This is a genomic window from Sphingomonas sp. PP-CC-1A-547 (assembly GCF_003610375.1).
Lineage (GTDB): Bacteria > Pseudomonadota > Alphaproteobacteria > Sphingomonadales > Sphingomonadaceae > Sphingomonas.
In genome coordinates this window covers 496159-521948 of sequence record NZ_RAPZ01000010.1, presented here as the reverse complement: position 1 = coordinate 521948, position 25790 = coordinate 496159, and the positions used below count along the sequence as shown (strand labels likewise).

The following is a 25790-nucleotide window of genomic DNA, read 5'->3' as shown; positions in this document are numbered from 1 at the left end:
CCGGGGAGGATTTGCGTGGGTCTCTGACGGCTAACGGCAGTCTGGCGGACTTTATCTGGTTTCGTACCGGTGGCCCGGCGGAGTGGCTGGTGCGGCCTGCGGATGTCGAGGATCTGGCGGGGTTGCTGAAGACTCTCGATCCTGCGACGCCGGTGCTGCCGGTCGGGGTCGGCTCGAACCTGATCGTGCGGGACGGTGGTGTGCCGGGCGTCGTGGTGAGGCTTCCCAAGGCAATGGCCAAGGTTTCAGTGCAGGATGGCCGCGTGCGAGCAGGGGCAGGGGCGATGGGGATTACCGTTTCCAGCGCCGCGCGGGACGCTGGCATTGCCGGGCTTGAGTTTCTGCGTGGGATTCCGGGAACAGTCGGGGGTGCGGTTCGAATGAACGCTGGCGCTTATGGACGGGATGTCAGCGATATTCTGGTCGAGGCTACCGTGGTTACGCGGGAGGGTTCGGTCGAAGTCTGGTCCGCGGAGAAACTCGGGTTCACCTATCGTCACTCGGACCTGCCCGCGGGCGCAGTCGTGGTCGAAGCGGTGTTCTCCGGTACGCCCGGCGAGCCAGCCGTGATCGGTGCGGAGATGGACCGGATCGCCGCCGAGCGCGAGGCTTCGCAGCCTCTCCGTTCGCGCACGGGTGGGTCGACGTTCAAGAACCCCGAGGGGCACAAGGCGTGGGCGTTGATCGACGCGGCCGGGTGTCGGGGGCTGACTCGCGGCGACGCGCAGGTCAGTGAGAAGCATTGCAATTTCCTGCTGAATCTCGGGTCCGCGTCGAGCGCGAAGATCGAGGCGCTTGGTGAAGAGGTACGGGATAGAGTGAAGGCGCATTCGGGGGTGACGTTGGAATGGGAAATCCAGCGGGTTGGTGAGTACCTCCCCTCCCGCTTGCGGGAGGGGGCGGGGGAGGGCGGTCTGGATACCGGCATCTCCCATCAACCCCTCCCCCGACCCCTCCCGCAGGCGGGAGGGGAGCAGTGAGCGCGCCACTTCACATCGCGGTCCTGATGGGCGGCTGGTCGGCGGAGCGTGAGGTGTCGCTGATGTCGGGTAACGGCTGTGCGGACGCGCTGGAGTCGCTCGGGCACCGGGTTACGCGGATCGATATGGGGCGGGATGTTGCCGCCAAGCTCGCCGAGGCCGAGCCTGATCTTGTGTTCAACGCGCTGCATGGGACGCCGGGGGAAGACGGTTCAGTGCAGGGGCTGCTCGATCTGATGGGGTTGCGCTACACGCATTCCGGCCTCGCCACGTCGGTGATTGCGATCGACAAGGTGCTGACCAAGCTGCTGCTCGTGCCCGCGGGCGTGCCGATGCCGGGTGGGCGGATCGTCAAGTCGGCGGATTTGTTCGAGAGCGATCCGATGGCGCGGCCCTACGTGCTGAAGCCGGTCAACGAGGGCTCCTCGGTTGGCGTGGCGATCGTCACCGACAGCGGCAATTACGGCAATCCGATTTCGCGCGACAGCGTCGGGCCGTGGGGAGAGTTCGAGGAATTGCTCGCCGAGCCGTATATTCGTGGGCGTGAGCTGACGACCGCGGTGCTCGGCGGCAAGGCACTGGGCGTGACCGAGTTGAAGCCCAAGAGCGGCTGGTACGATTACGACGCGAAATACACCGACGGAATGACCGTTCACGTCTGCCCGGCGGAGATTCCCGACGAGATCACCGACGCGTGCAAGAGCCTCGCGCTCGAAGCGCACCGGTTGCTCGGCTGCAAGGGCGCGTCGCGGTCGGACTTCCGTTGGGATGACGAGCGCGGCGTCGACGGGCTGTTCCTGCTCGAGGTGAACACGCAGCCGGGGATGACGCCGCTGAGCCTCGTGCCCGAACAGGCGCGGCATATCGGCATGAGCTATGCCGAGCTGGTCCAGGCGATCGTCGATGAGGCGCTTCAGGATCATCCTTCCCCATGAGCCGCACGATCAAGCGCGGTCCGCCGCCCAAGCGGCCCGCCCCGCGGCGTAAAGTCGCGGTCAAGAAGGTGTCGGCGATGGACCGGCTGGTCGGGATGCTCCCGGTCAGCGAGGACACGCTTCGGAAAATCGCGACGTGGTCGATCCTCGGCGCGGGCGGCGCGGTGGCGATCGCGGCGGCGACGTGGGTCGGCATTCCCGGCATGATCGGCGCGGCGGTGGCCGAGGGCGCCGGGCGCGCTGGCTTCAAGGTCGAGCAGATCGAGGTGACGGGCCTCAAGCGGATGGACCGGATGTCGGTCTATGCGGTCGCGCTGGAGGACAAGCAGAACCAGACGTCGATGCTGTCGGTCGACCTGGAAGCGGTGCGGCAGAAACTGCTGCGCTATGGCTGGATCGCGGACGCGCATGTGTCGCGGCGGCTGCCGAATACGATGCTGGTCGATATCGTCGAGCGCACGCCCGCGGCGGTATGGCAGGACAATGGCCAACTCACGCTGATCGATTCGTCCGGCGTGCTGCTGGAGCCGGTCCAGCCCGACGCGATCCCGAACTTGCCGCTGGTGATCGGGCCGGGCGCGGATCGGCAGGAGGCGTCGTACCAGACGCTGCTCGCCGCCGCGCCTGCGCTGAAGCCGCGCGTGAAGGCGGCGACCTGGGTCGGTAATCGGCGCTGGGACCTGACGTTCGAGAGCGGCGAGACGTTGGCGCTGCCGGAAGACGGTGCACCTCGTGCGCTGGTGAAGTTCGCTGAACTGGATGGGGCGAGGCCGCTGCTGGGGCGCGGCTGGATCCGGTTCGACATGCGCGATCCGACCAAGCTGGTCGCGCGCAAGCCGGGCGCGAGCCTGGCGCACAGCGTCGACGTGCCAGCACCGACCAGCGTGCCAACGGCAGGCGAGACTGCGAATACTCCGTCGCAAACGGCGGGCGCGAACGTAACGGGCGGGGAGGGATGACATGGCTAAGGTGGCACCGGAAGGGCTGATCACGGCGCTCGATATCGGGTCGTCGAAGGTTTCGGCGATGATCGCGCAGAAGGGGGACGGCGGCGAGCTGATCGTGCTCGGCACCGGGCAGCGCGAGAGCCGCGGCGTCAAGCGCGGCTATATCGCCGACATGGCGACGACCGAGGCGGCTGTGCGCGAGGCGGTCGAGCAGGCCGAGCGGATCGCCGGGATCAACATCGAGAATGTCTGGGTCGGATTCTCGGCCGGCGGGCTCGTGTCCGACGTCGCCGAGGTCGAGTTCGAACTGGGCGGCCACCGTGTCGAGCAGCAGGATATCGACGCGTTGCTCGCCGCGGGGCGCAACTCGATCGATCCGCAGGGCCGCATGGTGCTCCACGCGCAGCCGGCGCTCTATACGCTCGACGGGCTGACGGGGGTGAAGACGCCACTCGGTTTGCATGCCGACCGGCTTGGGGTGCACATCCATGTCGTCGCCGCGGATGGTTCGCCGGTGCGCAACCTCGATCTCTGCGTGCGGTCGGCGCATCTCGAAGTGAAGTCGATCATCGCCTCGCCGGTCGCGACCGGGCTCGCCTGCCTCAGCGACGAGGAGCGCGAGCTTGGCGTCGCGCTGGTCGAGATGGGGGCGGGGATCACCAACGTGTCGCTGTTCGCAGGGGGCATGCTGGTCGGGCTGACCTCGATCCCGATCGGTGCGCAGGACATTACGGATGATATCGCCAGCGCGTTCGGCACGCGGCGGCAGAATGCCGAGCGGATGAAGTGCTTCCATGGCTCGGCGAATGCGTCGCCGCGCGACAATCACGACATGATCCCGGTCATGCCGATCTCCGCGGAGGACGGCGCGGGCGAGGGCGCGCAGATCACCAAGGCGCAGCTGATTGGCGTGATCCGCCAGCGGCTCGAGCATCAGATGGGTGAAGTGCGCAATGCGCTCACCAAGCTGAAGTTCGAGGGGCCGGTCGGGCGTCAGGTCGTGCTGACCGGCGGTGGTGCCGAGCTGAAGGGCATCGCCGACTATGCGCAACAGGCGCTTGGGCGGTCGGTGCGGATCGGTCGACCGCGTGGTCTGACCGCGCTGCCGGAAGCGCATGGCGGACCGGCGTTCGCGACGCTAGCGGGGTTGGCTTTCTATGCGGCGACCAACCCGATCGACCTTCGCGGGCTCGCGCCGCAGCGGACGACGGTGCATCGGCCAAAGGGTATGGGCATGATGCGCAAGTTGATTCAGGCGGCACGCGCGAATTATTAAGAGTTTCGAGGGCGCTGGCGTTATTTCGGCTGGAACAGGCCGTGACGTTGGTGCAGACAGATTAATCAGGGGCCCGGCCGTAGCGTATCTACCGGGTTGTGCGGAGAACGGCGATGAGCATCGAATTCCTTAGTCCCGAAGTGGACGATCTGGCCCCCCGCATCGCGGTGATCGGCGTCGGCGGCGCGGGCGGCAACGCGATCGCCAACATGATGCGGGCCGACGTCCAGGGCGTCGACTTCCTCGTGGCGAACACCGACGCGCAGGCGTTGAAGCAGTCCACCGCACCGCAGCGGATTCAGCTCGGCACCAAGATCACGCAGGGTCTCGGCGCCGGTAGCCGTCCCGAGATCGGTCGCGCGGCCGCCGAAGAGACGATCGACCAGCTCGCCAAGATGCTCGAAGGCGCGCACATGTGCTTCATCACCGCCGGCATGGGCGGCGGCACGGGTACGGGCGCAGCGCCGGTCATCGCCAAGGCGGCGCGCGACATGGGCATACTCACGGTGGGCGTCGTGACCAAGCCGTTCGCATTCGAGGGCAACCGTCGTGCCAAGTCGGCCGAGGGCGGCATCGACGAGCTGCAGAAGTATGTCGACACGCTGATCGTCATTCCGAACCAGAATCTGTTCCTCATCGCCAACGCGAACACGACCTTCAAGGAAGCGTTCACGATGGCGGACGAGGTGCTCCAGCAGGGCGTCCGCAGCATCACCGACCTGATGGTGATGCCGGGTCTCATCAACCTCGATTTCGCCGACGTCCGCTCGGTGATGCAGGAGATGGGCAAGGCGATGATGGGCACCGGCGAGGCAAGCGGCGACAACCGCGCGCTCGAAGCTGCGCAGAAGGCGATCTCGAACCCGCTGCTCGAAGGCGTCAGCATGCGCGGCGCAAAGGGCGTCATCATCTCGATCACCGGCGGTGACGACATGCGCCTGCTCGAAGTCGACGAAGCCGCGAATCACATCCGCGACCTGGTCGATCCCGATGCGAACATCATCTGGGGTTCGGCGTTCAACCAGGAGCTCGAAGGCAAGATCCGCGTTTCGGTCGTCGCGACCGGGATCGACGCCGATGCGCGTCCGCCGGAAGTTGCACCCGAGCCAACCCGCTCGTTCAGCTTCGGATCGCGCAAGACCGACGAGAATACGTCGTTCCGTCCGAGCGAGCCTGCCGCTTCGTCGGCCGCGCCTGCTGCGTCGTCCGCCGACGAAGAGCCGCTCGACCTGAACGCGTCGTCGGAAGTCGAGCCGTCCGCGTCGAAGTCGGATGACGAGCTGGTGCTCGGTGCCGAGACGATGGTGCCGCAGGCCGCACCTGCGCCGGTTGCTCCTGCGCCGCAGCCTGCGCCCGCGCCGCGCACCTATGGCGACGAGCCTTACGGCCGCGGTCCGATCGCGCGTCCGGCGTCGGCATCGTCGGTGCCGCCCGCTCGCGCACCGATCGCGCCGGCTGTTCCGGTGCCGACGCCGGCTGCTGACGAAGGTGGTGCACGTCGTCGCTGGCTCGCTCCGGGTGCCGAGGCTGCCCCCGAGGCGGTGCCGGCCGCACCGCGCGTGAAGCTCGGCGGTACGCTGTTCGAGCGGATGTCGAATGCGGCACGCGGTGCTGCGAAGGAAGACGGCGAGGCGACTCCGCAGGACCCGCTCGACATCCCGCGCTTTCTACATCGCCAGAACAACCAGTAAGCCGGAATAGCCGAGGCTTCTCAATACCTTCCTGACAATTTGTCCTCCCGGCCAAGCTGCCGCGGCTCAAATCCCTCTCCCACCGGGAGAGGGAGAGACGCCGAAGGCGGCAAAGGGCGAGGGCACGCAAGCAGGCTACCGCGCTTGAGCACGCAAAACCCTGCATTCGTCGCCGCCCCAGCCCAGTTCGCCGCGCCGTTGCGTGCGAGACATTGCCGGTTCGGTCGGGCTGGCGTCTAGACAGATGATCCTCATGACCCGGTCCTCCCATCATCTCCTGACCGCCGCGCTGGCCCTCGTGCTCGCGGCCGTGCCAGCCGCCGCGTCTGCGCAAGCCGTCGTCCAGGCGATCCCCGGCACGACCGACGCGGACAAGCTCGGCGACGTGATGCGCCAACTCGCCAGCAACCCCCGCAACATCGACGCGCTGATCAAGGCCGGCGACCTGTCGATGGGCCTGGGCGATCTCAGCGGTGCGGCCGCGCTGTTCGCGCGCGCGGAAAAGGTGAACCCGCGCGATGGTCGCGCCAAGGCGGGGATGGCATCGATCCTCGTCCGATCCGAGCGTCCCGGCGAAGCGCTACGCTACTACGCGCAGGCGGAAGGCCTAGGCCTCGACGCGCGCAACTTCGCCGCCGATCGCGGCCTCGCCTACGACCTGATCGGCCAGCAGGACCGGGCGCAGCGCGACTACCGGGTGGCACTCCGCGATGCGCCCGACGACGAGACTACCCGTCGCTATGCGTTGTCGCTCGGCATCTCCGGAAAGCCCGATCTCGCGATCCAGCAACTCAACCCGCTCCTGCTCAAGAGCGATCGTGGCGCATGGCGATCCCGCGCCTTCATCCTCGCGATGAACGGCGACGTCGCCGGCGCGGAGAAGATCGCAACCACGATGATGCCCGCAGGCACGGCGCAAGGCCTGCAACCCTTTTTCCAACGCCTGCCCAACCTGCCGGCAAGCGACCGCGCCTTTGCGGTACATTTCGGTGAAGTCCACGCGACGCCGGCACGCCTCGCGGATGCACGGATGGCGCCACCCTTGGGCATTCTAGCCGCAGATCCGACCGCGCCGGTAATGATGGCAGCCGTAACGCCGCAACCCGCAGTCGCTGCGACAACCGGCAAGAAGGACAAGCGCGATCGCCGATCGAGCCGCGACCGTGTCCAGATGGCAGCGGTGACGCGACCGTCGTCAACACCAGTACCCGTGACGACGTCGGCACCGGTCCCGCCGACGACCACCGCGCCACGTACGCTGACGACGGTTCCGGCTCGGACCCCGTACACTGCCCCCGTCCAGCTCGCAGCAGCGCCGATGCAGACGGTGCAGCCGCTTCCGGCGCGTACTGTCCAACCTTCGCAACCAAGCTATTCGGCACCGAACGTTGCGGCTCAGGGCACTCGTACCAATCCGGCTGCGGAAACGAACTCGGTAGTCTCGGCCACTATCCAGCCGAGCCCATCGTCTGTCGCTCGTACCGTCCCGGCGCCATCGACGACGGGTACGCTTCCGCAGAGCGTAGCCACGCAGATGGCGGCCATCCCGGTGGGACAGGCGCGAACCGATCCGACCCGCGCGGCGAATGCGCTCGCAGCGTCGGCGACGGCGGCGCCCTCGGTTTCGCCGCTACAGACTCCGATACAGCAGGCGCCCGTTCAGCAGGTCGCCCCAGCGCAGAGCGCCAGCGCCGAGACGCCGACGCCCGGCTTCACCAGTTCGTCCACGCTCGCACCGGTAGCCGGCACATCGTCGCCACGCACCCACGCGGTCGCCGCGAGCGAGGACTCGATCCTCGCGCGGATCGTCGCGGGCCTGTCGATTCCTGCGTCCGAACTTGACGTCGCGCCGATGCATCCCGCACCGGTCGTGACGCCAGCCGCGATCCCGGTCTCAGATGATTCCGAGCGCGTGCTGGCCGAGGCAAAGGTTAAGACCGAGCGCGACGCAGCGGCCAAGGCGACCGCGGCGAAGACGCTGGCTGCGGACAAGCTCGCCGCCGACAAGAAGGCCGCGCTCGACAAGAAGGCCGCGGCGAAAAAGGCCATCGCCGACAAGAGGGCGCTTGCCGAGAAGAAGGCTGCCGCTGCCGAGAAGCTCGCCGCCGACAAGGCCGCGGCCGAAGAAAAGCGGATCGCACGCGCCAATCCCGCGCGGACCTGGGTGCAGGTGTCGACCGGCGCGACCGAGGGCGACCTGCCCAAGGCGTGGAAGAAGGCGAAGACCAAGGCACCGACCGTGTTCGGCGCTCGCGGCGGCTGGACCGCGCCGTGGAAGGCGACCAACCGCGTCCTCGCCGGCCCGTTCAAGACCGATTCGGAAGCCCGCACCTTCGTCAATCAGCTCGCTAAGGAAGGCGTCCCGACGTTCACCTTCACCAGCGATGCGGGCGAGATCATAACGAAGTTGCCAGCGAAGTGAGTTACCGCGCGCCCTGGGCATCGGACCCGGCGCGCAGCAAAGGGCGGCTTCACGAGGAACAGAACGGGTCCGTTCGCGGCCCCCGCGACGCGTTCCAGCGCGACCGCGACCGGATCATTCACTCGATCAGCTTCCGTCGCCTGCGCCACAAGACGCAGGTGTTCATGGCGCCCGACGGCGATCATTTCCGTGTCCGCCTCACGCACAGCCTGGAGGTTGCGCAGATCGGTCGGACGATCGCGCGCACCCTGGCGCTGAATGAGGACCTGACCGAGGCGCTGTGCCTCGCGCACGACATCGGCCATCCGCCGTTCGGCCATGCCGGTGAGGATGCGCTGAAGGCGGCACTGAACGGGCAAGGCGGCTTCGATCACAACGGCCACACGCTGCGCACGCTCATGACGATCGAGCGCCCCTATCCGATGTGGAACGGGCTGAACCTGACCTGGGAAACGCTTGAAGGCCTCGCCAAGCATAACGGCCCGGTGCGGCATCCGGGCTGGGCGCTGGCGACGGCGGACGCGGAATACCCACTCGCGCTGACCAGTTTCTCGAGCCTCGAAGCGCAGGTCGCGGCGATCGCCGACGATATCGCCTACGACAATCACGACATCGACGATGGCTTGCGCGCAGGGCTGCTGACGCTCGACCAGATGCTCGCGGTGCCGCTGGTCGCACGCGGCTGGGACGATGTGCGCCGCCGCTTTCCCGATATCGAGCCGAAGCGCCTGGTCGGCGAGCTCGTCCGCACGCAGATCGGGACGATGGTCAACGACCTGATCGCAGAAACCCGTCAGCGGATCGCGGCGAGCGGCGTCACCAGCGTCGACGACGTTCGCGATGTGGGCCAGTGCCTGGTCGGCTTCTCGCCCGAGATGCGCGAGGCGGAGCGCGATCTGAAGCGCTTCATGTACGCCAACCTCTATCATCACCCGCGCCAACTCGCGGCGGCGGATGCGGCGCACGGAATCGTGTCCGGGCTGTTCGCGGTCTATCGCGACGACCCGCTGACGATCCCCGAGGAATGGCGCGAGCGGCTGCCGACCGAAGACCCCCATCGCAGCCGCCACATCGCGGATTTCATCGCCGGGATGACGGACCGGTACGCTGTATCGCGCTATCGCGACCTGGTCGGCCCGATCGATCTGCCCGAAGGATTCTGAGCGACTGATCCTCCCCCGCCAGGGGGAGGTGGCTGGCATTTGCCAGACGGAGGGGGAGGACGCGAAACCGCCGTTGTGCTTCCTCCCCCTCCGTCACCTTCGGCGCCACCTCCCCCTTGCGGGGGAGGATTACCTCACAACGCAAAACGGCGGCCGGACCGAGGTCCGACCGCCGCTGCAATTTTCAAAAGCTAACTAGCTCAACGCGTAACCGAAGCAATGCCGCCAGCCGCGCCATTGGCTTCGTTGGTCTTGAACGCGACCGGGACGCCGGCCGAGACACCCGATACGCGGTCGCCGCGAACGATCAGGTGGAACTTCTGGCCCGACGGATAGCGACGGCCGTCGATGACTTGGCGGCCATGGTCCTGCGTCGAGGTATAGACGTAGGTGCTGCCCTCGTGGACGAAGCTCTGCTTGCCGTCGGCGGCCATGCCGATCGTCGAGGTGAGGGCCGCCGCTGCTGCTGCAATGATCTTGATGGTCGTGCGCATGATCGTGTCTCCCGAGGTGAGTCGAGCCGGATCAGGTCTTCACCCAACTCTCGAGTCACGGAAATATTGCGCTGCAGCATCAGTTGCAATTGCAAACCCATCCGTCGCGATTGCGCCCATTGCAACGGTAAATAGCCGCGCCCGTGCGACGAGCGACGACGCCGACATACTTCCACGACATTTGGCGCGTAATCCGGCGTCGAAGGAGAAGCATCGTGTCTGCTTCCAGTATCGCACTTAATCGGTTCGGTCTCGGCGCCAGGCCAGGGGATAGCGTCGCTGGCGATCCGGCGAAGTGGGTGCTCGCGCAGTCCGAACGGTTCGAAGCACGGCCGGCTGTACTTGCGAACGCACCGGCGACGGCCAGCATCTCGGTAGGGCTGATCGCCTATTACGCGCAGGAAAAGGCGATCAGGGATCAGTTCGGTCCTCGTAAGCCGAAGGCGGCGGGCGGCTCGGACGTGAAACCCGCAGCCGCCGCCCCAATCATGTCCGGTGCGATGAGCCCTGCCCCCGTGTCGGCGGGCGTTGCGCCCCCCGGCATGACTCAGGGCCCCATGGCGCCGGCGGCGATCGATCCAGGCGCGGCCGCACGACAGGAAGCGCGGCAGGTCATCGGCAAGCAAAGCCGGAGCGAATACGGCGCGGCGGTCGCGGCACGGACGATGGCGGCGCTCACCGGCGAGGCACCGTTCGTCGAGCGCCTCGTGCATTTCTGGGCGAACCATTTCGCGGTCTCGACTGAGAAGTTCGAGGTGATGGCGCTCGCCGGGCCGATGGAGTTCGAGGCGATCCGCCCGCATGTGCTCGGCAAGTTCGCCGACATGCTGAACGCGGTCGAGCGGCATCCGGCGATGTTGCTGTATCTCGACCAGGCGGTGTCGATCGGCCCGGACAGTCCGTTCGCGGTGCGAAAGACCCGGCGCCGCACCGGGCTGAACGAGAACCTCGCGCGCGAAATCATGGAGCTGCACACGCTCGGCGTCCGCAGCGGCTACAGCCAGGCCGACGTCACCGAGTTCGCGCGGGCGATGACCGGCTGGACGGTCGCGGGTATCGGCCGTGGTCCCGGTGCGCGCATCCAGGACGATTCGCGCGCGGGCGCCTTCCTGTTCCTCGACGACGTTCACCAGCCCGGCGATCGCACGGTGATGGGCAAGCTTTATCCCGCGGCGGGGGAGGCGCAGGCGCAGGCGGTGCTCTCCGACCTAGCCGTCCACCCGGCGACCGCGACGCACATCGCGACCAAGCTCGCGCGGCATTTCGCGGGCGATGCGCCGCCCCCGGCGATGGTCGCGCGGCTGAAGGCGGCGTTCCTGAAATCGGGCGGTGACCTGCCGACGGTGTACCGCGCGCTCGTTGCGTCGCCCGAGGCTTGGGTGACCCGGCCGGTGAAGTTCAAGTCGCCCTGGGAATGGTATGTCTCGACCCAGCGCGCGCTTGGTACGTCGACGATTCAGCCCGGCGTCACGGTGGGGATGATGAACCAGCTCGGCCAGCCGATCTGGCAGCCGGGGCAGCCGATCGGGTATGACGACGTCGCCGCAGCCTGGGCCGGGCCCGATGCGATCATGCGGCGCGTCGACGCGGCGGAGCGGTTCGCGGCGCGCGCCGGGCCGGTCGATGCGCGGGCGTTGGCGCCGACTCTGTTCCCCGCCTCGCTAAGTCCCACGACCGCGCAGGGCCTCGCGCGCGCGGAAAGCCCGGCCCAGGCGCTCGCGCTGTTGCTCGTCGCTCCAGAATCGCTGCGGAGATAGTCATGCTCGACCGACGTTCCTTACTCTCGACCGGTACGCTCGGCGTGCTGGCGTCCGCGTTCGCGCCGCGCATCGCCTTCGCGCGTGCGGCGACCGACAAAAGGTTCGTGTTCATCATCCAGCGCGGCGCGGCCGATGGTCTCGGGACGATCGGCGCGGTCGGCGATCCGGCCTTTGCAGGCGTCCGCGGCGATCTTGCGGCAGATTTTGCGACGGGCGCCAAGCTCGACGGCATGTTTACGCTGCATCCGGCGATGACCGCGAGTGCCGGGCTCTACACGCAGGGCCAGGCGTTGTTCGCGCACGCGATCGCCTCGCCCTACCGAGATCGCTCGCATTTCGACGGCCAGAACGTGCTCGAGACGGGGGGCGCGAGTGCGTATCAGGTCCGCGACGGCTGGCTCAACCGGCTGCTCGGCGTGCTGCCCGCGGACGAGGCGCGCGCGATCGCGGTCGCGGCGACTGTGCCGATGGCGTTGCGGGGGCGGCGCGAGGTGGCATCCTATGCACCGTCGAGCCTGCCGGACGCGTCCGACGACCTGCTGCAACGCGTCGCGATGCTTTACGACGGCGACCAGCAACTGCACGGCCTGTGGAGCGAGGCGATGGCGACGCGGCAACTCACCAGCGATCTTGCGCAGGACGGCGGGCGCAATGCGGCTGCGATCGGCGCGCTCGCCGCGCGGCTGCTCAAGCCCGACACCGGCGCACGGATCGCGATGATCGAGACCGGCGGCTGGGATACGCACACCGGCCAGCGCGGCCGGCTGACCGCGCAGTTGAGGGGCCTCGACGCGATGGTCGCATCGCTGCAGGCGGGGCTGGGACCGTTATGGGCGGATACGATGGTGCTGGTCGCGACCGAGTTCGGACGGACGGTAGCGGTGAACGGCACCGGGGGGACGGATCATGGCACGGGCACGTCTGCGATGCTGTTCGGCGGCACCGTGAAAGGCGGCCGCGTAGTATCCGACTGGCCCGGTCTCGCCCCTGCCGCGCTCTACGAAGCCCGCGATCTGAAACCGACGATGCAGCTAGACGCGTTCATCGGCGGCGCGGTCTCATCGCATTTTGGCGTTGAGCCCGCGCGCGCGATGGCCGCGCTGTTTCCGGCGAGCGCGAAGGCGGCGGCGATCGAGGGACTGGTGCGCGCGTAATTGTCAGCGCCCGCTCGTCGTCCGCCCATCCCGTTCGTCATCCCCGCGGAGGCGGGGACCCATATCCTCGACCGTCGGCGATCGATCGTGAAGCTAGCCGCTATGGGTTCCCGCCTTCGCGGGAATGACGTTTGGAGTTGAGGCGCTGTCTCCTTATCCGCAACGGGATTAAAATTGAGCGTCGCGCCGCGATGGTCTAGAGCGCGCGTTTCCTTGACGTACCGGGACTGCCATGACGCTCTACACCCGTTTCGCCGCGCATATCGATGCGGCGCTCGACACGCTGACCGCGGCGGGGACGCTGCCGGCCGGCCTCGATCGCAAGAACGTCACGGTCGAGCCGCCGCGCGACACCAGCCACGGCGATCTCGCGACCAACGCCGCGATGGTCCTCGCCAAGCCCGCCAAGACCAATCCGCGCGTGCTCGCCGACGCACTGGTCGCCGAACTGTCGAAGCTCGAGGACGTCGCCTCGGCGGGCGTAGCAGGCCCCGGCTTCATCAACATGAAGCTGACCGACGACGCCTGGCGCGCCGAACTGGCGGCGATTCCCGAGGCTGGCGCCGACTACGGCCGATCGAAGCAGGGCGACGGGATCACCGTCAACATCGAGTACGTCTCGGCCAACCCAACCGGTCCGATGCACATGGGCCATTGCCGCGGTGCAGTCGTCGGCGATGCGCTCGCCAGCCTGCTTGAGTTCGCTGGCCACAAGGTCATCCGCGAATATTACGTCAACGACGCGGGTGGCCAGGTCGACGTGCTCGCGCGCTCGGTCCACCTCCGCTACCGCGAGGCGCTCGGCGAGACCGTCGAGATCCCCGAAGGCCTGTATCCCGGCGACTATCTCGTCCCCGTCGGCCAGTCGCTCGCCAAGGAGTTCGGCGATCGCTACGTCGGGGCGGCCGAGACCGAATGGCTGGCCATCTTCCGCACGCAGGCGGTCGCCGCGATGATGGTGATGATCCGTGCCGATCTCGCACTGCTCGGGATCGAGCATGAGGTGTTCGCGTCTGAGGCCGAACTTCAGGCCGCGAAGAAGCCCGAGGCGGCCGAGGCCGAACTGCGGTCGCGCGATCTCGTCTATGACGGCGTGCTCGAAGCGCCGAAGGGTGAGACGCCTGATGATTGGGAGCCGGTCGAGTTGCCGCTGTTCCGCTCGTCGCAGTTCGGTGACGATCAGGATCGCCCGATCAAGAAGTCGAACGGGTCGTGGACCTATTTCGGCGCCGATCTCGCCTATCATTTCCAGAAGAGCCACAGCGCCGATCAGCTGATCGATATCTGGGGTGCGGATCATGGCGGCACGGTCAAGCGGATCGTCGCGGCGGTTGCGGCGCTGACCGGCGGCAAGACGCGGTTCGACGTCAAGCTCGTCCAGATGGTGCGGCTGCTGCGTAATGGCGAGCCGGTCAAGATGTCGAAGCGGTCGGGCAATTTCGTCACGCTGGCGGACGTCGTGCGCGAGGTCGGCAAGGACGTGGTGCGCTTCACGATGCTGACGCGGCGGTCCGATGCGCAGATGGATTTCGACTTCGCCAAGGTGGTCGAGGCGTCGAAGGACAACCCGGTTTTCTACGTCCAATACGCACATGCGCGGATCGCATCGCTGCATCGTCGCGCGGCAGAGGCGGGAATTACGCCTATTTCTGCGGATTTGTCCCGGCTTGATACGGACGAACTGGCGCTGGTACAGCTCGCTGCGCAGTTTCCACGGCTCGTCGAGATCGCCTCGACCGCGCGCGAACCACACAGAATTGCGTTCTATCTCTACGACTTGGCGGCAGCGTTCCACGCGCTATGGAATGTCGGAAACGACCGGCCCGACCGTCGTTTCCTGGTGATAGAGGATCCCCAGGCGACCGCGGCAAGGCTTTTCCTGGCGTCCGCTATAGGGCAGATTATTCATAACGGCCTCGCCATCATGGGTGTCGAAGCGGTTTCGGAGATGAAGTGATGGCCGAAGATATGGATCTGCGCGAGGAAGACCGGCTCCCTTGGCTCGAAACGGTCGAGCCGGACGAACAGGAAACCGTCGGTATCGGCCGCGTAATCGCGCTCGTCGTACTCGGCTTGGCCATCCTCGCGGCGATCATTTTCGGCATCTACAAGCTGCAACAGCGCGCACCCACCGGCGATGGCCAGTTGATCGCCGCCCAGGAGGGTGACTACAAGGTAAAGCCAGACGACGCTGGCGGCCTGAAGGTCAAGGGCGAGGGCGACTCGGCGATCGCGACCAGCGCGGGCAAGTCGGGCAACGGCGCGATCGACCTGCGCGGCGTGCCGGAGGCACCGGTCGCGGGCAGGCGTGCGGTTGCGGCCAAGCCCGATGACGCGGCGGGTCGTAATGCGGTCGCACAGGTTCCTGCCTCGGGCGGCCGACTGGTCGCTGCGGCGCCCCTGGCACCCTCGAAGCCCAATGGCGGTGGCACGGCTACCGGTGGGTCGCTGGTCCAACTCGGTGCCTATCCCAGCGAGGCGGTCGCCAACGCCGCCTGGGCGAACTTCTCGAAGCGGTTCGCGTATGTCGGCGCGCTCGACAAGTCGGTCCAGCCGGTCGCAGCCGGTGGCCGCACCCTGTATCGCCTGCGCGTGAACGCAGGCAGCGCGAACCAAGCAGCGGATATTTGCGGCCGGTTGCGCGTCGCCGGCGAGACATGCTTCGTCGCGAGCTGATCGCAAAGCGGTAGAGCGAGGGCGAGGCACGTAGCAGTCGCGCCCGCGGTTGCTCGCTTGCTTTGCGCCTCAATGATACTGCGGTTGCCAACGCGCCGGTCAGCTGCCTGCGCGCCTCGCGACCTTAGACGGCGCGGGGTGTTTAAACTCCGGCGATCAACTCCCTCAAAGAAGGAGCGGTACCAGGACTAAGGCCATACTTTTGGTCTGAGACGGGGGCCAGTTCATGGAGCCTATCACGTCGACAGTTAGCTATCGCAGACTTACCGGGACGGCCGTGGCCGACACCGGGATAGAGAGCGACGATGGTGGCTGCACCGACTGCTTCTTGGAAATGCGCGCGTAACGGTAGTAACGGCGGCGGCAATCAGCACTTTTGGTGAAGTGACGTAGCGACCCCTACAAACACGGCGTCGAACGGTTCTTCAGCAACCGCTCTCATCGTACGGCCCTTCGGGTACTAGAATCGAGAACAGCAGACTATCGCGTCGCTGCATCTCGCGGGTCGCTCTCAATCAGAGGTCAACGCCGAGGGTTACAGACCAAGCCGTGCTGCCCTCGGCATTGTGAGGCTAACGTTCCAGCTTGGTTCGTCAGATCCACACTTCCTTCAACGCAAACCGCGCAATGCGACCATTTCGCCGTCTCGCGAGCAACGCATGGACTCAGATCGAACGGCGGTGCTTTCCGCCGTACTTGCGGCCGATATAATCGCCAATCTGCGCCACTTCGGTAGCGGCTGCACGCGCACCGTTCATCTGGCAGGGAAGCGGATCGCTCGCATGGTCGCTAGCGCGGCGTTTCACCGTGTCACACAGCTCCTCAATATCGGCGCGCGACAGTATGTTCTTTTCGCGCAACAGGCAGATCAGGCTCTGCAGGATCACGAGATTCTTGTCCTCGGGATCGACTTGGAGGTCCGGGTATGTGGCCATTGGAGGTCTCCTCGATAGATATGCGTCGAGAATATGCTCAATCGTAAAACATGCAAGCCCCAACACTTACGAGGGGAATGCCGTGCTCCACCACGTACCGAATGCGTCCGTCTCCGCCTGATCCAAGGTCAGCCCGATCTTGCTGCGGCGCATTAATGCATCTTCGGGTATCCTCGCCCATTCGCGATCGTGCATCCAGCGCGCTTCGATCTCGGTCAGGCCGCCGCCAAGGTCGGCGCCGAGCCCGGCTGTGTCGGTGACACTCGCGAGCATGTCGTCGAGCAAAGCCCCGTAAGCGTGCGCCATCCGTTCGCTACGGGGATCCCCCAGAAACGGCCATCGCGCGCGGACCTGCGCGAGATAGGTCGCAAAAGGTGGGATGGCGCCCCCGGGGAAAGCACGGTCGCGAGTCATCGGGCGAACGGCCGTACCCAGCGCGGGGGCGATCTTTGCGAGCGCTTCCTCGGCGAGATGGCGCGCAGTCGTGATCTTGCCACCAAACACAGACAGTAGAGGCGCCGCGCCCGTATCGCCGAGCGTGTCGAGTTCGAGGACGTAGTCGCGCGTGACCGCCTTCGCCTCGCTGGCGCCGTCGTCGTAGAGCGGGCGTACGCCGGACCACGTCGAGGTGACGTCGGCGGGCGCGATCTGACGCGTGAAATGCTGGTTCGCGGCGTCGCAGAGATACGCGATCTCGCCCGCGTCGATCACCGCGTCTTCGGGCCGGTCGACGGGAATGTCGGTCGTGCCGATCTCGGTCTGGCCCTGATACGGGATCGCGAAGACGATGCGACGGTCGGCAAGTTGCAGGATATAGGCGTGGTCGCCTTCGTACAGTCGGGGCACGACGATGTGGCTGCCCCTGACCAACCGGACGCCGGCGCTGGCGTTGATGCCGAGCCGCCCGAGCAATTCTGCAACCCACGGGCCCGCGGCATTAACGAGCGCCCGCGCGGTGACGTCGCGGCCGTCCGACAGCATCGCGCACCATACTCCGCCGTCGCGGCGGGCGGTGACGAGTTCGGTGCGGACTGCGATCTCCGCGCCGTTGGCATGCGCGTCCATCGCGTTCAGCACGGTTAGGCGGGAATCATCGACGAACGCGTCGGAATAGACAAAGCCGCGCGCGCCGTTCTTCAACGGCGCGGTGTAGGCGGTGTCGCTCCTGCGCAGGCCCCGCGATCGTTTCAGCGTCATGCGGCCGCCAAGCCAGTCGTAGAGGTACAGGCCGAGCCGGACCATCCACCAGGGCCGTACCGCATTCTCGTGCGGTAGGACGAAACGCATCGGGCGGATGATGTGCGGCGCGGCCTTCACCAGGCGTTCGCGCTCCCGCAGCGCCTCGGCGACCAGCTTGAAGTCGTAATATTCGAGATAGCGCAGTCCGCCGTGGATCAGCTTGGTCGAGGCGGACGAGGTCGCGCCGGCGAGGTCGCCCTTCTCGACGAGCAGGACCGACAGGCCGTTCAGTGCCGCCTCGCGGGCGATCGCGGCGCCGTTGATGCCGCCGCCGACGATGAGGATGTCGTAACTTTGCGTCATGCCCGTAGCTTAGCCGTTTGGTAATGGCGGGCCTACCGACTATCTCTGTACCATGTACAAACCAAAAGCCGGTCTTCCGACGCGCGAGCAGATCCTCGACTTCATCGCCACTTCCGACGTGCCCGCGGGGAAACGCGAGATCGCCAAGGGCTTCGGGCTCAGCGCGCAGGACAAGATCGGGCTGAAAGCGCTGTTGAAGGACATGGCCGACGAGGGGCTGATCGACAGCGCTCCAGGCCGCGCGTTCCACAAGATGGGCGGCATTCCGAAGGTGACGGTGCTGCGGATCGCGGACGTCGACGACGGCGGCAACGTCTGGGCGGTGCCCGAGCGCTGGGAGGCAGAGGGCGTGCCGCCGCCGCGGTTGCGCGTACGCGAGCGGAAGCGCGGTGCACTCGGCGTCGGCGAGCGAATCCTCGCGCGGACCGAGGAGGCCGGGAACGGATGGATCGCGCATCCGATGAAGGTGCTAGCGCCGGCGTCCGAGCAAGTGTTGGGCGTGCTGCGCGAGGAGGCCGGACGCCTGTGGCTGACGGGTGTCGACAAGCGTGAACGGCGTGAGTTCGCCGTGGCGGATGCGGGTGGTGCGGCGCCGGGTGACCTCGTGCTGGCGGAACTTGCGGGGAAGCCACCTAAGATCGCCGCACGTGTCGTGCAGAAGCTGGGTGATCCGTTTGCCGCGCGTAGTTTCTCGCTGATCGCGATCCACAAGCTCGGCATTCCGGATGTGTTCTCGCAGGAGGCGCTCGACGAAGCGGAGCGGGTCTCGAAGCTGCCATTGGGGGAGGGCCGGGAGGATCTGCGCGACCTGCCGATAGTCGCAATCGACCCAGAAGATGCGCGCGATCACGACGATGCGGTCTGGGCCGAGGCGGACGACGATCCCGCGAATGCCGGCGGCTGGAAGGCGATCGTCGCGATCGCCGATGTCAGCTTCTACGTGCGACCGAAGTCGGAGGTCGACCGCGAGGCTCGGCGGCGCGGGAACTCGGTGTATTTTCCCGACCGCGTTGTGCCGATGCTGCCTGAGATCCTATCGGCGGAAGTGTGTTCGCTGAAGGAAGGCGCGGACCGTGCAGCGCTCGCATGTCATCTGCGGATCGGCAAGGATGGCTCGCTGAAGTCGTGGCGCTTCACACGCGCGGTCGTGCGGATTGCCGCGAACCTTGCGTATGAAGAGGCGCAAGCGATCATCGACGCCTCCTCCCCTCCCGTCTTGCGGGAGGGGTCGGGGGAGGGCGGTGCCTCATTCGATCCGGCTAAGAGTCAGGAAGCGCCTCCCCCGACCCCTCCCTTAGACGGGAGGGGAGATATGTTGGGCGTGCTACAGCCGCTTTGGGCCTGCTGGCACGCGCTTGCGAAGGCGCGCGACGCACGCGCACCGCTCGATCTGGACCTCCCCGAACGACGTGTGGTGCTCGACGAGCAGGGGCGGATCATGTCCGTTTCCCCGCGCGAACGCCTCGACGCGCACCGGCTGATCGAGGATTACATGATCGCCGCCAACGTCGCAGCCGCCAAGGCGCTCGAGGCGAAGAAGGCGCCGGTGATGTACCGCATCCACGAGCCACCGAGCCGCGAGAAGTTGGCCGCGCTGAAGGAGTATCTCGAGACGTTCGACGTGCCGTTCGCGCTCGGGCAGGTCGTGCGGCCAGCAACGTTCAACCATATCATAGAGCGGATCGGTGATGCGGACTTCCGCCCTCAGGTCATGGAGCAGATCCTGCGTACCCAGACCCAGGCTTATTACGCGCCCGGCAATCACGGGCATTTTGGCCTCAGCCTCGGCAGCTATGCGCATTTTACATCGCCGATCCGGCGCTATGCCGATCTGCTCGTCCACCGTTCGCTGGTCTCGGCTTACGGGCTTGGCGAGGGCGGGTTGCCGGCGGACGACGCAGCCAACATGGAGTCGGTCGGCGAGATCATCAGCCGGCTCGAACGCCGCGCGATGGAGGCCGAGCGCGACACCACCGATCGCTATGTCGCGGCGTTCCTGTCGGAGCGCGTCGGCCAGGTGATGGACGTGCGGATCACCGGCGTGACCAATTTCGGCTTCTTCGCGACGGTCGAGGGGATCGGCGGCGACGGCCTGATGCCGGTGCGTGATCTCGGCGGCGAATATTTCCGCTTCGACGAGGGTGCGCGCACGCTGACCGGCGAGCATAGCGGCGATGTCTTCGCGCAGGGTCAGACGCTGGAGCTGCGGCTGGCGGAAGCGAACCCGGTGTCGGGCGCGCTACGCTTCGAGATGCCCGAGGGGAAGGGCGCGGCCCAGCCTCCCCGTGGCGGACGCAAGCCGGTGCGCGAGATCAAGCGACGCGGTCGCCCAACGAACATCCGCCATCAGGGCAAGCGGCGTTAGGAATTGCACAAACCCCCCGCGTTATGCGAGATCGGCGCGGGGGGAAGAGTATGCGGGGACTTATTCTAGGCCGATCGCGCCGACGGATCGTCAAGGATTTCGTCGCGGCACGGGCCACGTCGGCTGATCGTGCGATCGCTTATGTAGCGAAGGACGCGCGGATATTCCGCCAACTTCGAGTCTATGGCGCGATCGTCGACGACGGAGCCGGGCGCTATCATCTCGATGCGCGAAAGCTCGGCGCATTTCGCGCTTCGGTGCGACTTCGAGCAGCAGCGATCGTCGGGGTATCGGGGGTCGCTGCAAGCGTTGCGGCGGCGGCGACGGTCTTCACGCTTGCCGAATAAGCGCTCGCCGGTATATCCGAGCCCATCCGGCATGCCGATGGCGTTGCGGCCGCATCGGACTCGCGGGGTCATCCCGGCGCTGTTCCTGGCACGACACGCGATCGGACCCGACGATGCGATCGCGTTCCAACCTCGTGACGCTCCGGAGCAGGCGGCGTTCGATCGGCTACGCGCCAACGGCATCGTCCGCGAAACCGCACCAGGCAACTTCTATTTCGATCTCGACGCGCATTATGCTGCCGTCGAGCGACGCCGACGTCTCGCTGTGCCGATCGCCATCATCGTGTCGGTGCTGATTGCCTGGATCGCCACGCGGTTCTTTCGCAGTTGATCACCCGACCGTGAAGGTAAGCCCCGCCTTCGCCACTAGCCGTTCGCGCAACGTCGCTCCCATCAGCGCACCCGGCGTCCAGATCCCGCCATCGCCCTCCACGTCCTGGACGAGGCACAGCGCCGCCTCGGCGATCATCTTGCTGGTCGAGCCATAGCCGGGATCGCGGTCGCCTGTGACGACCGCGTCGATCCGCTCGCCATCGGGCATGATGCCCGCGAACAGCAGGTCGTAATGGCCGGCATCGCGCTCCTCTTTCGATGGGCCTTCGCCGGGTTTCGGCCCCTTGTCGCCCGAGAACGGATTGAACTTGGCGATCGCCTCGGCCGCGACCTTGCCGAGATCGCCCAGTCCCGCGACCATCATCTCGTCATAGACGAAGTCCGCACCATAGGCCTCGCCGAGAAGGAAATTGGTGCGGTGGACGTTCTTCGTGTTGATCGGTGCCATCACGAACGGCGCGACCCAAGCCGAGATGGTCGTGTCGTATTCGGGGAGCAGGCCGGTCGGCTGATGCGGTCCCTGGAAGCCGGGAGTGAGCGCGAACGGGCTGGTCAGCAGCTTGACGATGCCGGGATCGCGCGCGGCGGCGGCGAGTGTCGCCTTGAGGCTGGCCGCGGTGCCGCCGGAGAAGGTCCCCTGCATTTTCCGCACGCGGCCTTTCACGCGGGGTGCGGGGATGCCGTGTTTGGCCTTCGCCGCCTCCTGCAACGTCAGCACGCCGAGATCGAACGGGATCGAGTCGAAGCCGCAGGAAAACACGATCCGCGCACCGGTCCGCGTCGCTTCCCCCTCATGCGCGTCGATCATGTGGCGCATCCAAGCGGGCTCGCCGCATAGATCGACATAACCGGTACCGGTCGCGGCGCACGCTGCAACCAGCGCGGAGCCGTACAGTTGGTACGGTCCGACCGTCGAGATAACTACGGTGGCGCGTTCGGCCATCGCTCGGAGGCTAGCGGGGTCGTCGGAGTCGGCGGTGATCAGCGGCGTATCGGCAGGCGCGCCGATCAGGTCGCGGACCTCCTGCAACTTCGACAGCGAACGCCCGGCCATCGCCCACCGAACGCCCGTGGGATAGATCTGGACGAGATACTCCGCCACGAGCCGGCCGGTAAACCCGGTCGCGCCGTAGATGACGATGTCGAAGTCGCGCATACCCATCTCCTGTTTGACGGCAGTTCTGCGCGTGTGGGCGCGCCGTCGCAAGAGAAACGCCGTTGCGCGGCTCGCCATGCGCGCATCGATCTGCGAGTATCGCCCGATGGCATCCGATCGCAAGACCGTCGCATTTATCGTCGAACAGCTGGCCGCGGCGGGGGATGTCTCCGCAAAGCCGATGTTCGGTGAGTACGGCGTCTATTGCGACGGCAGGATGGTCGCGCTGGTTTGCGACGACCAGCTGTTCGTAAAGCCGACCCCGGGTGGCCGCGCGTTCGCAGGGGCGATCGACGAAGCGTCGCCGTATCCGGGGGCGAAACCGTGCCTGCTGGTCGATGCCGATCGCTGGGACGACGCCGACTGGCTGGCCGAACTCGTCCGTATCTCGACCGCGGAACTGCCGATGCCGAAACCGAAGAAGCCCAAGGTCAAAAAGGTCTAGGCGGCCTCGTTGAACTGCAGGCTAGCCAGCCGCGCATATAGCCCGCTGTTGGTCATCAGCGACGCGTGCGAGCCTTCTTCGACGATCTGACCATCGCTCATCACGATGATCCGCTCGGCCGCGCGTACGGTCGCTAGGCGGTGTGCGATGACCAGCGTAGTGCGGTTCGCCATGAGCCGCTCGAGCGCCTCCTGCACGAGCCGCTCACTCTCGGCATCGAGCGCACTGGTGGCCTCGTCGAGCAAGAGGATAGGCGCATCGCGGAGCAGCGCGCGCGCGATCGTCACGCGCTGGCGCTGGCCACCCGACAGCCGTGCGCCGCCTTCGCCGAGGAATGTGTCGAGGCCCTCGGGTAGTTTGCGGAGGAATTCGGCGGCGTTGGCGGCTTCGGCGGCGGCCCAGAGTTGGTCGTCGGTTGCGGACCAGTCGCCGTAACGGAGGTTGTCGCGGGCCGAGGCGCCAAAGATGATCGTCTCCTGTGGCACCATCGCGATCCGCGCGCGGACCTCTGCCGGGTCGGCGTCGCGCAGGTCGATCCCGTCGAGCGTCACGCGGCCCGCATCGGGATCGTAGAAGCGCTGGACCAGCTGGAAGAGGGTCGTCTTGCCCGCGCCCGAGGGGCCGACGACGGCGACCGTCTCGCCCGGCTTCACGTCGAGCGAGAAGTCGTTGAGCGCGGCGACGTCGCGGCGCGTCGGGTAGTGGAACTGCACGCCTTCGAATGCGAGCGCGCCGCGTGGCGGCTGGGGCAGGGCGACCGGATTGGCAGGCGCGGCGATCTCGGGCTTTTCGCGGAGCAGCTCGGACAGGCGTCCGGCTGCACCGGCGCCGCGCAACAGGTCGCCGTAGACCTCGGTCAACGCGCCGAACGCGCCCGCGACGATGCCGCCGGTCAGGACGAACGCGGCGATCGCGCCACCGCTGATGCGGCCGGCGGCGACGTCGATTGCGCCTTCCCACAGGACCAATGTGATCGATCCAAAGACGAGGCCGATGACGATTGCCGTCATCACCGCGCGGAGCATGATCCGGGCGCGAGCCGCGGCGAAGGTCGCGCTGACCGCGTCGGAGAAGCGGATCGCCTCGCGGTCTTCCTGCCCGAATGCCTGCACGACCTTCATCGCGCCGAGCGTCTCGGTGGCGATCGAGCCGACATCGGCGACCCGGTCCTGCGAGGTGCGCGAGTAGTTGCGGACGCGTTTGCCGAGCAGCGCGATCGGCAGGATGATCAGCGGGATGCCGATCATCAGCATGCCCGCTAGCTTCGGCGAGATCGCGAACAGGTAGATCAGCCCGCCGATGCCGGTGAAGGTGTTGCGGAGGGCGATCGACACCGTGCTGCCGACGACCTGTTCGATCAGCGCCGTATCTGACGTGAGGCGCGAGGCGATCTCGGACGGGCGGTTTTCCTCGAAGAAGCGCGGTGTCAGGCGGAGGAGATGGCGTTGCACGTTGGTGCGGATATCCGCGACGACGCGCTCTCCGAGCCACGACACGTAGTAGAAGCGCACCGCGGTCGCGAGCGCGAGTACCACGACGATCATCAGCAAATAGTGGAACGAGTTGGCGACCGACCCGCCCGCGCCGGGGCCGAAGCCGCGGTCGATGACGCGCTTGAACCCGTACGGAATGCCGATCGTCGCCGCCGAGGTCATCATCAGCGCGAGGCCGGCGAACGCGATCTGGCGGGGGTATTGGGAGGCGTGACGCCACACCATCGCGAGGTCGCCGATCCGGCGGGACGTCTTCTCTTCGGGTATCGGCTTGGCCATGCGCGGTGCCTAGCAGTGGCGGGGGTGGCGCTCAACGAGAACCGGGCGTCGCCGAGAGCGGCGATCCGGTCGCGCCAGACGGAGCGGCGGTCGATCGCGCGTTGCACTGCGGCAAAATTGCGTTACCACCGTGCAAAGCCCGATGAGGCGAGAGGATACCGCATGCTCTACGATGCCTATGAATTCCAGCGTTCGATGATGGCCGGCGCCAGCAAGATGGCGAGCTTCGGCGCGGATATGCTCAACAATCCGGCAAACCCGTTCGCCTATTTGGGCGGCGGCACGGTGGTCGCCTCGGCGCTCGAAGTGTTCGCACACGCGAATGCAACGCGGGGAAAGCCTGCCTTCGGCCTCGATACGACGACGATCGACGGCCGCGAGGTTGCAGTTCGCGAGGAGATCGTGCTCCGGAAGGACTTCGGGCAGCTGAAGCGCTTCGTGCGCGAGGGCGTCGAGGGCGGTCCGAAGCTGCTGATCGTCGCACCGATGTCGGGCCATTATGCGACCTTGCTGCGCGGCACGGTCGAGCGGATGCTGCCGTTCGCCGACGTCTACATCACCGACTGGCGCGATGCGCGCAGCGTGCCGCTCTCGGCGGGGCGGTTCGATCTCGACGACTACATCGATTATCTGATCGAGTATCTGGAGACGATCGGCGCGAACGAAGGGCAGGGGGGCACGCACATGCTGGCCGTCTGCCAGCCCTCGGTTCCCTGTTACGCCGCCGTCGCACTGATGAGTGCGGACAAGAACCCGTGCCGTCCCAAGACGCTGACGATGATGGGCGGTCCCGTCGATACGCGCGAGGCGCCGACCGCGGTCAACACGCTGGCGACCGAGCGGCCGCATGCGTGGTTCGAGCAGAACGTCATCGCGACGGTCCCGGGCAATTATCCGGGTGCGGGGCGGAAGGTTTATCCCGGCTTCCTCCAGCTTGCCGGATTCATGTCGATGAACCTGGGCAACCACATGGTCTCGCACTGGGAGATGTATAAGCATCTCGTCCAGGGCGACGGCGAGAGCGCGTCGCAGAGCCAGGATTTCTATGAGGAATACCGGTCGGTCTGCGACATGACCGCGGAATTCTATCTCCAGACGATCGATGTGGTGTTCCAGAACCATGCGCTGCCGCGTGGGATCATGACGCATCGTGGTCGGCTGGTCGATCCGGCGGCGATCACCGATATCGGTTTGCTCGCGGTCGAGGGTGAGCGCGACGACATTTCGGGCTTGGGCCAGACCAAGGCGGCGCTGACACTGACGACTGCGCTACCCGACGAGAAGAAGCGCTATCTGATGGCGGAGGGTGCTGGTCATTACGGCATCTTCAACGGCACGCGCTGGCGGGAGAAGATCGCGCCGGTAGTGGAAGAGTTCATCACCGCGAACGGGTGATG

General features: G+C 66.6%; 21 protein-coding genes. 16 read left to right on the top strand and 5 right to left on the bottom strand.

The window, feature by feature from the left end:
- The first annotated feature begins 11 nt into the window (after positions 1–11).
- The 7 genes from murB to C8J39_RS03125 all read left to right on the top strand — a co-directional run bounded on the left by murB (position 12) and on the right by C8J39_RS03125 (position 9414).
- Positions 12–980, top strand: a complete 969-nt coding sequence (gene murB / locus C8J39_RS03155; RefSeq protein ID WP_243649704.1) for a UDP-N-acetylmuramate dehydrogenase — start codon at positions 12–14, stop codon at positions 978–980.
- Positions 977–1915: a D-alanine--D-alanine ligase gene (locus C8J39_RS03150; RefSeq protein WP_120299245.1), complete on the top strand. Its 939-nt coding sequence runs from the start codon at positions 977–979 to the stop codon at positions 1913–1915. Before murB ends, C8J39_RS03150 begins: the two co-directional genes overlap by 4 nt.
- A complete protein-coding gene (locus C8J39_RS03145) occupies positions 1912–2874 on the top strand; it encodes a cell division protein FtsQ/DivIB (protein ID WP_120299244.1) in 963 nt (320 codons plus the stop codon). Before C8J39_RS03150 ends, C8J39_RS03145 begins: the two co-directional genes overlap by 4 nt.
- A gap of 1 nt (position 2875) precedes the next feature.
- A complete protein-coding gene (ftsA, locus tag C8J39_RS03140) occupies positions 2876–4138 on the top strand; it encodes a cell division protein FtsA (protein WP_056051322.1) in 1263 nt (420 codons plus the stop codon).
- Positions 4139–4251: 113 nt separating this feature from the next.
- The gene (ftsZ, locus tag C8J39_RS03135; protein WP_120299243.1) at positions 4252–5829 is read left to right on the top strand and encodes a cell division protein FtsZ; all 1578 of its coding nucleotides are present in this window, start codon (positions 4252–4254) and stop codon (positions 5827–5829) included.
- 253 nt (positions 5830–6082) lie between these two features.
- On the top strand, positions 6083–8251 hold the full coding sequence (locus tag C8J39_RS03130; RefSeq protein ID WP_120299700.1) for a tetratricopeptide repeat protein: 2169 nt from the start codon (positions 6083–6085) through the stop codon (positions 8249–8251).
- Positions 8248–9414 carry a deoxyguanosinetriphosphate triphosphohydrolase gene (locus tag C8J39_RS03125; protein WP_120299242.1) on the top strand — a complete coding sequence of 389 codons (1167 nt, stop codon included), beginning with the start codon at positions 8248–8250 and terminating at the stop codon, positions 9412–9414. Before C8J39_RS03130 ends, C8J39_RS03125 begins: the two co-directional genes overlap by 4 nt.
- A 200-nt stretch (positions 9415–9614) precedes the next feature.
- Here the strand turns inward: C8J39_RS03125 and C8J39_RS03120 are convergent, their stop codons facing one another.
- Positions 9615–9908 (bottom strand): hypothetical protein, encoded by a 294-nt coding sequence (locus tag C8J39_RS03120; RefSeq protein ID WP_056486630.1) that lies wholly within the window; start codon positions 9906–9908, stop codon positions 9615–9617.
- Positions 9909–10123: 215 nt separating this feature from the next.
- Here C8J39_RS03120 and C8J39_RS03115 point away from each other — a divergent pair, with 215 nt between their 5' ends.
- From C8J39_RS03115 to C8J39_RS03100, 4 genes are all read left to right on the top strand, one after another.
- On the top strand, positions 10124–11665 hold the full coding sequence (locus tag C8J39_RS03115) for a DUF1800 domain-containing protein (RefSeq protein ID WP_120299241.1): 1542 nt from the start codon (positions 10124–10126) through the stop codon (positions 11663–11665).
- Positions 11666–11667: 2 nt separating this feature from the next.
- Positions 11668–12822: a DUF1501 domain-containing protein gene (locus C8J39_RS03110; RefSeq protein ID WP_120299240.1), complete on the top strand. Its 1155-nt coding sequence runs from the start codon at positions 11668–11670 to the stop codon at positions 12820–12822.
- A gap of 232 nt (positions 12823–13054) precedes the next feature.
- A complete protein-coding gene (gene argS, locus C8J39_RS03105) occupies positions 13055–14779 on the top strand; it encodes an arginine--tRNA ligase (protein WP_120299239.1) in 1725 nt (574 codons plus the stop codon).
- A complete protein-coding gene (locus C8J39_RS03100; RefSeq protein ID WP_120299238.1) occupies positions 14779–15498 on the top strand; it encodes an SPOR domain-containing protein in 720 nt (239 codons plus the stop codon). Before argS ends, C8J39_RS03100 begins: the two co-directional genes overlap by 1 nt.
- Positions 15499–16163: 665 nt before the next feature.
- On the opposite strand, the gene C8J39_RS03095 is transcribed toward C8J39_RS03100, so the two are convergent.
- The gene (locus C8J39_RS03095) at positions 16164–16433 is read right to left on the bottom strand and encodes a hypothetical protein (protein ID WP_120299237.1); all 270 of its coding nucleotides are present in this window, start codon (positions 16431–16433) and stop codon (positions 16164–16166) included.
- Between the two features lie 66 nt (positions 16434–16499).
- A complete protein-coding gene (gene glpD, locus C8J39_RS03090; protein WP_120299236.1) occupies positions 16500–17975 on the bottom strand; it encodes a glycerol-3-phosphate dehydrogenase in 1476 nt (491 codons plus the stop codon).
- Between the two features lie 52 nt (positions 17976–18027).
- Here glpD and C8J39_RS03085 point away from each other — a divergent pair, with 52 nt between their 5' ends.
- Genes C8J39_RS03085 through C8J39_RS03075 form a run of 3 tightly spaced genes read left to right on the top strand, consistent with a single transcriptional unit; the run spans position 18028 to position 21018 of the window.
- Positions 18028–20340: a ribonuclease R family protein gene (locus C8J39_RS03085; protein WP_120299235.1), complete on the top strand. Its 2313-nt coding sequence runs from the start codon at positions 18028–18030 to the stop codon at positions 20338–20340.
- A gap of 50 nt (positions 20341–20390) precedes the next feature.
- Positions 20391–20687 carry a hypothetical protein gene (locus C8J39_RS03080; protein WP_056486607.1) on the top strand — a complete coding sequence of 99 codons (297 nt, stop codon included), beginning with the start codon at positions 20391–20393 and terminating at the stop codon, positions 20685–20687.
- A 31-nt stretch (positions 20688–20718) separates the two neighbouring features.
- Complete coding sequence (locus tag C8J39_RS03075; RefSeq protein WP_120299234.1) at positions 20719–21018, top strand: hypothetical protein; 300 nt, start codon at positions 20719–20721, stop codon at positions 21016–21018.
- On the opposite strand, the gene C8J39_RS03070 is transcribed toward C8J39_RS03075, so the two are convergent.
- Positions 21019–22176, bottom strand: a complete 1158-nt coding sequence (locus C8J39_RS03070; RefSeq protein WP_120299699.1) for a trans-acting enoyl reductase family protein — start codon at positions 22174–22176, stop codon at positions 21019–21021. It abuts the gene before it with no gap.
- Positions 22177–22282: 106 nt separating this feature from the next.
- On the opposite strand from C8J39_RS03070, the gene C8J39_RS03065 reads away from it, so the two are divergent.
- The gene (locus C8J39_RS03065; protein WP_120299698.1) at positions 22283–22621 is read left to right on the top strand and encodes a TfoX/Sxy family protein; all 339 of its coding nucleotides are present in this window, start codon (positions 22283–22285) and stop codon (positions 22619–22621) included.
- On the opposite strand, the gene C8J39_RS03060 is transcribed toward C8J39_RS03065, so the two are convergent.
- A complete protein-coding gene (locus C8J39_RS03060) occupies positions 22618–24393 on the bottom strand; it encodes an ABC transporter transmembrane domain-containing protein (protein WP_120299233.1) in 1776 nt (591 codons plus the stop codon). The genes C8J39_RS03065 and C8J39_RS03060 overlap by 4 nt on opposite strands.
- Positions 24394–24555: 162 nt before the next feature.
- Here C8J39_RS03060 and C8J39_RS03055 point away from each other — a divergent pair, with 162 nt between their 5' ends.
- Entirely contained in the window at positions 24556–25788 is a 1233-nt protein-coding gene (locus C8J39_RS03055; protein WP_120299697.1) for a polyhydroxyalkanoate depolymerase, read from the top strand.
- Positions 25789–25790 lie beyond the last annotated feature (2 nt).

Coding starts and splice junctions, on each gene's coding strand:
- ftsZ (WP_120299243.1), top strand. CDS start 4,252: ATGAGCATCGAATTCCTTAGTCCCGAAGTGGACGATCTGGCCCCCCGC.
- ftsA (WP_056051322.1), top strand. CDS start 2,876: ATGGCTAAGGTGGCACCGGAAGGGCTGATCACGGCGCTCGATATCGGG.
- glpD (WP_120299236.1), bottom strand. CDS start 17,975: ATGACGCAAAGTTACGACATCCTCATCGTCGGCGGCGGCATCAACGGC.
- C8J39_RS03075 (WP_120299234.1), top strand. CDS start 20,719: ATGCCGATGGCGTTGCGGCCGCATCGGACTCGCGGGGTCATCCCGGCG.
- C8J39_RS03130 (WP_120299700.1), top strand. CDS start 6,083: ATGACCCGGTCCTCCCATCATCTCCTGACCGCCGCGCTGGCCCTCGTG.
- argS (WP_120299239.1), top strand. CDS start 13,055: ATGACGCTCTACACCCGTTTCGCCGCGCATATCGATGCGGCGCTCGAC.
- C8J39_RS03070 (WP_120299699.1), bottom strand. CDS start 22,176: ATGCGCGACTTCGACATCGTCATCTACGGCGCGACCGGGTTTACCGGC.
- C8J39_RS03120 (WP_056486630.1), bottom strand. CDS start 9,908: ATGCGCACGACCATCAAGATCATTGCAGCAGCAGCGGCGGCCCTCACC.
- C8J39_RS03110 (WP_120299240.1), top strand. CDS start 11,668: ATGCTCGACCGACGTTCCTTACTCTCGACCGGTACGCTCGGCGTGCTG.
- C8J39_RS03100 (WP_120299238.1), top strand. CDS start 14,779: ATGGCCGAAGATATGGATCTGCGCGAGGAAGACCGGCTCCCTTGGCTC.
- C8J39_RS03060 (WP_120299233.1), bottom strand. CDS start 24,393: ATGGCCAAGCCGATACCCGAAGAGAAGACGTCCCGCCGGATCGGCGAC.
- C8J39_RS03145 (WP_120299244.1), top strand. CDS start 1,912: ATGAGCCGCACGATCAAGCGCGGTCCGCCGCCCAAGCGGCCCGCCCCG.
- C8J39_RS03080 (WP_056486607.1), top strand. CDS start 20,391: ATGCGGGGACTTATTCTAGGCCGATCGCGCCGACGGATCGTCAAGGAT.
- C8J39_RS03065 (WP_120299698.1), top strand. CDS start 22,283: ATGGCATCCGATCGCAAGACCGTCGCATTTATCGTCGAACAGCTGGCC.
- C8J39_RS03095 (WP_120299237.1), bottom strand. CDS start 16,433: ATGGCCACATACCCGGACCTCCAAGTCGATCCCGAGGACAAGAATCTC.
- C8J39_RS03085 (WP_120299235.1), top strand. CDS start 18,028: ATGTACAAACCAAAAGCCGGTCTTCCGACGCGCGAGCAGATCCTCGAC.
- C8J39_RS03055 (WP_120299697.1), top strand. CDS start 24,556: ATGCTCTACGATGCCTATGAATTCCAGCGTTCGATGATGGCCGGCGCC.